Annotated in this window: 6 protein-coding genes; all 6 read right to left on the bottom strand. The window is 67.0% G+C overall.

The window, feature by feature from the left end; all coding sequences use genetic code 11:
- Positions 1 to 173: 173 nt before the first annotated feature.
- Complete coding sequence (locus WAN02_RS15330) at positions 174 to 1,193, bottom strand: NAD-dependent epimerase/dehydratase family protein (RefSeq protein ID WP_422265056.1); 1,020 nt, start codon at positions 1,191 to 1,193, stop codon at positions 174 to 176.
- 12 nt (positions 1,194 to 1,205) lie between these two features.
- Positions 1,206 to 3,536, bottom strand: coding sequence for a RelA/SpoT family protein (locus tag WAN02_RS15325; RefSeq protein WP_422265057.1), 2,331 nt, complete (start codon positions 3,534 to 3,536; stop codon positions 1,206 to 1,208).
- 93 nt (positions 3,537 to 3,629) lie between these two features.
- Positions 3,630 to 4,184, bottom strand: a complete 555-nt coding sequence (locus WAN02_RS15320; protein ID WP_422265054.1) for an adenine phosphoribosyltransferase — start codon at positions 4,182 to 4,184, stop codon at positions 3,630 to 3,632.
- Entirely contained in the window at positions 4,166 to 5,830 is a 1,665-nt protein-coding gene (locus WAN02_RS15315; protein WP_422265053.1) for an ABC transporter substrate-binding protein, read from the bottom strand. The genes WAN02_RS15320 and WAN02_RS15315 overlap by 19 nt, the downstream gene beginning before the upstream one ends.
- A 4-nt stretch (positions 5,831 to 5,834) precedes the next feature.
- Positions 5,835 to 7,115: a protein translocase subunit SecF gene (gene secF, locus WAN02_RS15310; protein WP_422265052.1), complete on the bottom strand. Its 1,281-nt coding sequence runs from the start codon at positions 7,113 to 7,115 to the stop codon at positions 5,835 to 5,837.
- Positions 7,116 to 7,119: 4 nt separating this feature from the next.
- Positions 7,120 to 8,377, bottom strand: a 1,258-nt coding sequence (secD, locus tag WAN02_RS15305; RefSeq protein ID WP_422265051.1) for a protein translocase subunit SecD, incomplete at its 5' end; no start/stop codon positions are given.

Raw genomic sequence — 8,377 nt, 5'->3', positions numbered from 1 at the left:
CTTCATGGTCTACCGCGATTCCCTACTGCCGCCTGCCTACACCATTTTCGGCACGATCAACCCGGCGGGGCTCGCCGTGCTCGACAAGATCGCGGCAGGCGGTGTCGCCGGCGGCGGCGACGACGGTAAGCCCGCCAACGAAGTCACGATCACCACAGCGCGTCGAGACTGAGCTAGACCGAGCGCTCGAGGTAGTTGCGGGCCGCCCGCCGAATGGAGTCTTCGGTCGGCGTGGGATGCCAGCCGAGTTCGCGAGTGGCCTTGGCGTGACTGGCCGGTGAGGTCAGTTCCACCAGCCGGGCGCTCTGTCTGCTCATCGGGAAGTCCCGGCGCACTAATGCACCAACGGTGTCGGACAACCAGCCAAGCCCGTACATCACCGCCATCGGGATACCCAAGCGGGGCGGCCGCGCGCCCACCGCTTGCGCAGCGATGCTGACCAGTTCGCGCTGACTCATGTAGCGCTCAGAGATGATGTAGCGCTCACCGATTCGTCCTCGTTGCGCCGCCAACAGCAGCGCCTCGGCGACGTCGTCGATGCCGACCACCTCCGACCCGACGCCGCGAACATATAACGGCAGCTTTCCCTGCGCCGCGAGCTTCACGAACATCCCTTGGCGCGGTTGCCAATCGGGCGGCCCGTAGGGATTCGACACATTGGTCACCACGGCGGGCAGCCCACGATCGGCGACGTAGGACAGCACTAGCTGCTCGGCGGCGCGCCGCGACTCGATGTAACTGCCGGCCTGACCGGCCCAATTGAACGGGGTGTCTTCGTCGACGGTTTCACCGTTCGGACCGACGGCGATGGTGCCGATGGTGCTCAGAAAGACGAACCGCTGCAGGTTCGCTCCCACCGCCACGTCGAGTACATGACGCAGTGCTTCGACATTGGTCTTGAACAGTGGAGCGGGATCTCGTAGCTCCGCCCGGGTATCGACAACGCAGTAGTAGACAACGTCACGATCCGACATGGCGGCGGCGACATCCGCGGTGTCGAGAAGATCGCCGTATCGCCGCTCGACGTCCAGGCCGTCAATTCCTTTGGTGGAGCTCGACTTTCGCAGCAGAACCCGAACATCGGCGCCACCGGCCACCAGATGGCGGGTGACACAGGCGCCGACGTTGCCGCTGGCACCCATGACCAGCGCTCGCTGTCCGGCCACGCCCACCTGGTCGGTTTCTGACGGCATATATTCGGCCGCCTAGGCCGCGGACGTCACCCGGTAGACGTCGTAGACGCCTTCGACATTGCGGACCACGTCGAGCAGGTGCCCGAGATGTTTGGGGTCGCCCATCTCAAAAGTGAAGCGGCTGATCGCCACTCGGTCACCGGCAGAGGTGGTCACCGACGCCGACAAGATGTTCACCCGCTCGTCGGCCAGCACCCGTGTCACGTCGGACAGCAGCCGGTGCCGGTCGAGCGCCTCGACCTGAATGGCCACCAGGAACACCGACGACGGTGACGGCGCCCAGTGCACCTCGATGATCCGCTCGGCCTGCTGCTGCAGCGAGGTGGCGTTGGTGCAGTCGGTGCGGTGCACGCTGACTCCCCCGCCGCGGGTGACGAAACCCAGGATCTCGTCGCCGGGTACCGGCGTGCAGCACTTGGCCAACTTGCTCAGAACGCCCGGCGCGCCCGGCACGGACACCCCGACATCGTCGCTGCGCGGACGGCGCGGGACGGTCGTCGGTGTCGAGCGTTCGGCCAGATCCTCCTCGGCCTGGTCGATGCCGCCGAGCTCGGCCAGCAGGCGTTGCACCACATGTTTGGCGGAGACGTGCCCCTCACCGACCGCGGTGTACAGCGCCGAGACGTCGGCGTAGTGCAGCTCGTTGGCCAGCGCGGCCATCGATCCACCATTCACCAAGCGCTGCAACGGAAGTCCGCCGCGACGCACTTCGCGGGTGATCGCGTCTTTGCCGGTCTCGAGTGCCTCCTCGCGGCGCTCCTTGGCAAACCACTGGCGAATCTTGGTTTTGGCGCGCGGGGACACCACGAACTGCTGCCAGTCCCGCGACGGCCCTGCGGTGGCGGCTTTCGAGGTGAAGACCTCGACGACTTCGCCGTTTTCCAGCTTGCGCTCCAGCGCGACCAGCCGCCCGTTGACCCTGGCGCCGATGCAGCGATGACCCACCTCGGTGTGCACGGCGTAGGCGAAGTCCACCGGGGTGGAGCCGGCGGGCAGCGTGATCACGTCTCCCTTCGGCGTGAACACGAAGATCTCTTGTACCGCAAGGTCGTAACGCAGCGATTCCAGGAACTCACCGGGGTCGGCGGCCTCTCGCTGCCAGTCGAGGAGTTGACGCATCCACGCCATGTCATCAATCTCGGCGGCGGCGTGCAAATGCGGCACGCCGTTGCGGCCCTTGGTTTCTTTGTAACGCCAATGCGCGGCGATGCCGTACTCCGCGGTGCGGTGCATGTCGCTAGTTCGGATCTGCACCTCCAGCGGTTTGCCCTCCGGCCCGACGACGGTGGTGTGCAGCGACTGGTACACCCCGTAGCGCGGCTGGGCGATGTAGTCCTTGAACCGTCCCGCCATGGGCTGCCACAGCGAATGCACCACGCCGACAGCGGCATAACAGTCCCGGGTCTCGTCGCACAGAATCCGGATACCCACCAGGTCGTGGATGTCGTCGAAGTCGCGGCCCTTGACGATCATCTTCTGATAGATCGACCAATAGTGCTTGGGCCGTCCCTCCACCACCGCGTTGATCTTCGACCCGGTGAGCGTCGCGACGATCTCGGCGCGGACCTTGGCCAGGTAGGTGTCACGTGAGGGCGCCCGGCCGGCAACCAATCGCACGATCTCCTCGTACTTCTTGGGATGCAGGATCGCGAACGACAGATCCTCCAATTCCCACTTGACCGTGGCCATACCCAGCCGGTGTGCAAGCGGGGCAATGACTTCCAGTGTTTCGCGGGCTTTGCGCGCCTGCTTCTCCGGCGGCAGGAAACGCATGGTCCGCATGTTGTGCAGCCGGTCGGCCACCTTGATCACCAGCACCCGCGGGTCGCGTGCCATCGCGGTGATCATCTTGCGGATCGTCTCGCCCTCGGCGGCGCTGCCCAGCACCACTCGGTCCAGCTTGGTCACCCCGTCGACGAGGTGGCCGACCTCGTCGCCGAAGTCCTGCGACAAAGCCTCCAGGCTGTAACCGGTGTCCTCGACGGTGTCGTGCAGCAGGGCGGCCACCAGCGTGGTGGTGTCCATCCCCAGCTCGGCGAGAATGTTGGCCACCGCAAGCGGATGGGTGATGTAGGGGTCGCCGGAATGCCGTAGCTGGGTCGCGTGCCGCTGCTCGGCCACTTCGTAGGCCCGCTGCAACAACGTCAGGTCGGCCTTCGGGTAGATCTCGCGGTGCACGGCGACCAGCGGCTCGAGCACCGGGCTGATCGTGCTGCGCTGAGCGGTCATCCGCCGCGCCAGCCGGGCGCGCACGCGCCGCGACGCACTGGTGGGAGCTTTCAGACCGATCCCGGGCTCGTTCGCTGCAGGCGCGGCGGACGGGGGTAGGTCGGCGAGCCGCAGCGGCTCGGTGGGCGGCTGAACCGCCGTGCCCTTATCGTCCGCCACTCAATCTCACCTCCGGAGCCTCAAGGATATAGCCCGTCGCGCAGTGCGCTAGAGAACCGCGACGCTGTGCACCGGCAGCGGCGCGACCAGCTCACGGCCGCCCAGCCCGGCCAATTCGACGACCACCGCCGCGCATGTCACCCGCGCGCCGGACTGCTCGAGCAGCCGGTGCGCCGCCTCCAGCGTGCCACCGGTGGCCAGCACGTCGTCCACGATGACAACGCTGCGGCCGGTCAATTCGATCCCGTCGGCGGGAAGTTCCAGGCTCGCGGTGCCGTACTCGAGCTGGTAACGCTCGGTGCGCACCGGCGGTGGCAGCTTTCCGCCCTTGCGGATCGCCAGCACACCGGTGCCGAGCCGGGTGGCGACCGCTCCGCCGATCAGAAACCCACGCGCATCGATACCCGCGATCAGGTCAGCGCCGGACGCGGCGCCGGCCAGGGCGTCGGTCACCGCGGCCAGCCCGCGTCGGTCGGCGAACACCGGAGTCAAGTCCTTGAACTGGATTCCCGCGGTGGGGAAATCGGCGACCTGGCGGGTCAGCGAGGTGATCAGATCGGCTGCCGAGGCGCGGTCGGCCGCATTCACCGCTCCAGGACCCATCGGTCCATGTTCCAGCCGGCACCCCACCGGCTGGGATTGGCGCCGACGGCATACATCTTCTTCGACGCCAGCACGGTGCGCTGCTGGCGATACAGCGGCAACGTCGGCATTCCGGCCCACAGCACCGGCGCGCTCTCGGCCAGCAGCCGGACCAGGTCAGCGGGGTCGGCGGAGACCGCCAACGCAGCGATGATGCCGTCGACCTGACCATTGGTGTAGCCGGACAAGTTGTTGCCGTTGCCGGTGTGCAGGGCGTAGGCGTCGATGGCCGACGACCCCGTCGATCCGCTCCCGGTGGCGCCGCCGGTGCTAGCCAGCAGTACGTCGATGGCGCCGTCCTTGAGCGCTTGTGGGCCAACCGAATCCGAGGTGACGTCGGAGACGGTGATGCCGGCCGGGCCGCAGGCCTTGGCGATCGCACCGACGATGGCGGCCAGTCGCGCGTTGGGCCCCCGATAGCCGATCTTCACCGCCAGCGGCTTGCCGGCCAGCGCCGCGCGCGCCGCATCGGGGTTCGATTTGATGAACTGGGCTGCCTCAGGGACGTTTTCGGCCTGACCGATCGCGTCGTCGACCGTGGTGTGCAGCCGCGCGTTCGAGATCGGCGTCGCAGCGTCCCGCGCTATCACGTCACGTGGAGTGCAGGAGGCAAGTGCGCGCCGGGCCGCGATGTCCACGAGCGGTCCGCGCGGCGCGAAAATCAGCTGCTCGATGCCGTCCGACGGCGCATCGGTGCGGCGGTAATTGTCGGGTGTGGCCAGCGCCCCCGAGGAGCCGGCCGCGACGTCGACGACATCTGCGCTCTTTGCGTTGACCCGGTCCTGAATGTCGGCTTTCTGCGGCCACACCGTGACCCGCTTGGTCATCGGCTTGGCGCCCCGCCAGCGCTCGTTGGCTACGAGAACCACCGCGCCGCCGTCCAGCACCGATTCGATCTTGTACGGCCCCGACGACGGGAAGTGCCTGGCGATCGCGCCCGAATCCGTGCCCGCCTTGAGGTTCCAGGTGGTGTTCCACAGCTGCGCGATGCGTGCGATGACCGGTTGGTTGTTGCCGAGCAGCGCACCGGTCACGTCGACGCCCAACTCCTCGGCGATGACGTGCGACGGCAGAATCGCGGTCGCGGTGAACAGCTGGTTGTAGTCGACGATGTTGCGGTCAGGGGCGAACGACACCCGCGCCTTCTTCTGTCCCGGTTGGCAGTCGATCGAGGTGATGTCGACGTAGCCCGCCTGGCTGGCGGCGTCGAAGCCGGGAAACCGGCCGGACTGTGCCGCCCACGTCAACACCAGGTCGTCGCAGGTGGCCGGCTTGCCGTCGGAGTAGACCGCGTTGTCGGCGATCTGGTAGTCGAGCACGAGCGGCGAACCGCCGACTATCGAGATCGTGCCGAAGTCGTGGTCGGCGACGACCTGGCCGTCGGGGCCGTGGTAGCCGAATCCGGTCAGCGTGCGCGCGAAGGCCTGCGCACCCGCCGACGCGGCGCCGCCGACCGTATTGGTGTTGTAGGTGTCCAGCGCGCCGTCGACGACGTAGTCGATCTGGCCGGCGGCGCTTCCGGAGCACCCCGTCAACGCGCCTGGCACGGCCGCCGCAAGCATGACCACCAGCCAGCTGACCGCTGCCCGCCGACGCCAGGCAATCATCGGGCTAGCGTTTATTCTTGCCGGTCGGACGCGCATGACGGCCGGCGGACTGGCGCACGGGTCGCGCGCCCGGGGCGGGCTTACTCGGCGCTGCCTTAGCGGTGGCCGCCAACGATGCGCTCGCGGGCTCGGTGGGCCCGTCCTCGTCGTCCGACTCGGCGTGCGTCCGACCCTTGTCCGGCGCCTTTCCTGCTTCCGGACCGCGACGTCGGATCACCCGGCGGGTGTGAGTACGGACCAGCTCGGTGCGCTCCCGCAGCGTGACCAGCAGCGGGGTGGCGAAAAAGATCGACGAGTAGGTGCCGACGACGATGCCGACCAGCTGCACAAGCGCCAGGTCCTTCAGCGTGCCCACGCCCAGCAGCCACACGGCCACCACCATCAACGCCATGACAGGCAGCGTCGAGATCAGGCTGGTGTTGATCGACCGCATGAATGTCTGGTTGACCGCCAGGTTGGCCTCTTCGGCGAAGGTGCGCCGGGCGGTGTGCTGGAAGGCGTGGGTGTTCTCCTCGACCTTGTCGAAGACGATCACGGTGTCGTACAGCGAGAAACCCAGAATCGTCAGCAGGCCGATGACGGTGGCCGGCGTGACTTCGAAGCCCACCAGCGAGTAGATCCCGGCGGTGACGGTCAGGTCGAACACCATCGTCGTCAGCGCGGAGATCGCCATGTAGCGCTCGTACCGAACGGTGATGTACAGGCTGACCAGCACCAGGAACACCACCAGGGCGATGACTGCCTTTTTGGTGATCTGCCCGCCCCACGTCGAGGACACCGCCGAGTCAGAAATGGCCAGTTTGCTGGGCTGACCGTCGGCGCCCTTGGGGTGGTACTTGTCGAACAGCGCGTTGCGAAGCTTTTCGGTCTTGTCCTGGGGCAACGTCTCCGCCCGAATCTGCACGGTTGCCGACGAGCCGCTACCGACGATGACCACGGATTCCGGATCGTGGCCCAGCGTCTCCCGGAAGACCTGCTCGACCTGGCTTACGGTCGCATCGCCGCGCTGAAACGACATCGTGGTGCCGCCCTTGAAGTCGATGCCGAAGGTGAATCCGCGGATCAGGATGCTGGCGATCGCGATCCCGACGATCACCCCGCTGATGCCGTACCACAGTCGACGACGACCGATGACCTCGAACGCACCAGTACCGGTGTAGAGGCGCGAGAAGAAGCCGTGGTGCGGCAACGAGCCGGTGTCATCCCCGCTCTGTCGGACCGCTTTCGCGGTGGCCGTGCCGATTTCGACGGCAGTTGTGTCGTCGGTGCCGGTCGTGTCCGCCATCTCGCTACCCCCGTCCCGTCGAGTAGGCCCCGGCGGTCGCGGCCCGCCGCTCGCGCGCGATCTGCTGGACCGCGCCCAGGCCGTTGTATGCCGGCTTTGCCAACGTCTTCGAGTTGCCCGCCAGGTAGAGCAGCGGCCAGGTCACCAGGAAGACCACGAGAGTGTCCAGCGCCGTCGTGAGACCCAGGGTGAACGCGAACCCCTTCACCTGGCCGATGGCCAGGAAGTACAGCACGGCGGCGGCCAGGAACGTGACGGCGTTACCCGACAAGATCGTCTTGCGGGCGCGCCCCCACCCGCGGGGAATCGCCGACCGGAACGATTTGCCTTCGCGGATCTCGTCTTTGATGCGCTCGAAGAACACCACGAATGAGTCGGCGGTCGTGCCGATACCGATGATCAGACCTGCGATACCGGCCAGGTCCAGGGTGTAGTTGATATATCGCCCAAGCAGCACCAGGATCGCGAATACCATTGCGCCAGAAGCACCCAACGACAAAGCCGTCAGCAGTCCCAAGGCGCGGTAGTACAGCAGCGAGTACAGCAGGACGAGCCCCAGTCCGATCGCGCCGGCGATCAGGCCCGCGTGCAGCGACGTCAATCCCAGTGTCGCCGAGACGGTTTGGGCTTCCGACGACTCGAACGACAGCGGCAGCGAGCCATATTTGAGTACGTTGGCGAGCTCACGCGCAGAGCTCGCCGTGAACGGCGGGTCTCCACCAGTGATCTGGGTGCGGCCGCCGGGGATGGCCTCCCGGATCTGCGGCGCGCTGACCACCTGTGAGTCCAGCGTGAAGGCGGTTTGCGTGCCGATGTGGGCGGCGGTGAAGTCCGCCCAGGTGTTGGCCGCCCCGCTCCTGAACTGCAGGTCGACGATGTAGCCGCCGCTGTGCTGGTCCATCCCCGAGCTGGCGTTCTCGATCTGATCGCCACTGATGATCGACGGCGCCAGCAGGTAGGCCTGCTTGTGCTGGGTGTCGCAGGTCACCAGCGGCAGCTCGGGATCGTCGTTGCCGGCCAGGATGTCTTCCTGGAAGCACCGGGTGGCTTCGTATTGCAGGGCCAGGAATTGCACGCCCTTGTTGGTGCTCTGCCGCCACTCGCGTTCTTTGGCGATCCGCTCGGCGAGGTCTTTCCGCGGATCCGGCGGCCCCGGCTGAATCGGGGGAAGCAACGGAGCATCCGGCGGCGCCGCTGCGGTCGACGAAGCCGGCGCGTTCGAAGGGGCCGGCGCGTTCGAAGCCGGCGCGGTGGCCGTGGGC

The organism is Mycobacterium sp., from assembly GCF_049281135.1.
GTDB lineage: Bacteria > Actinomycetota > Actinomycetes > Mycobacteriales > Mycobacteriaceae > Mycobacterium.
This window is presented reverse-complemented; position numbering and strand designations above follow the sequence as displayed.

Bases quoted from the DNA above. Each gene is read 5' to 3' on its own strand.
- WAN02_RS15330 (WP_422265056.1), bottom strand. From the start codon at position 1,193: ATGCCGTCAGAAACCGACCAGGTGGGCGTGGCCGGACAGCGAGCGCTG.
- WAN02_RS15320 (WP_422265054.1), bottom strand. From the start codon at position 4,184: ATGGGTCCTGGAGCGGTGAATGCGGCCGACCGCGCCTCGGCAGCCGAT.
- WAN02_RS15315 (WP_422265053.1), bottom strand. From the start codon at position 5,830: ATGATTGCCTGGCGTCGGCGGGCAGCGGTCAGCTGGCTGGTGGTCATG.
- secF (WP_422265052.1), bottom strand. From the start codon at position 7,115: ATGGCGGACACGACCGGCACCGACGACACAACTGCCGTCGAAATCGGC.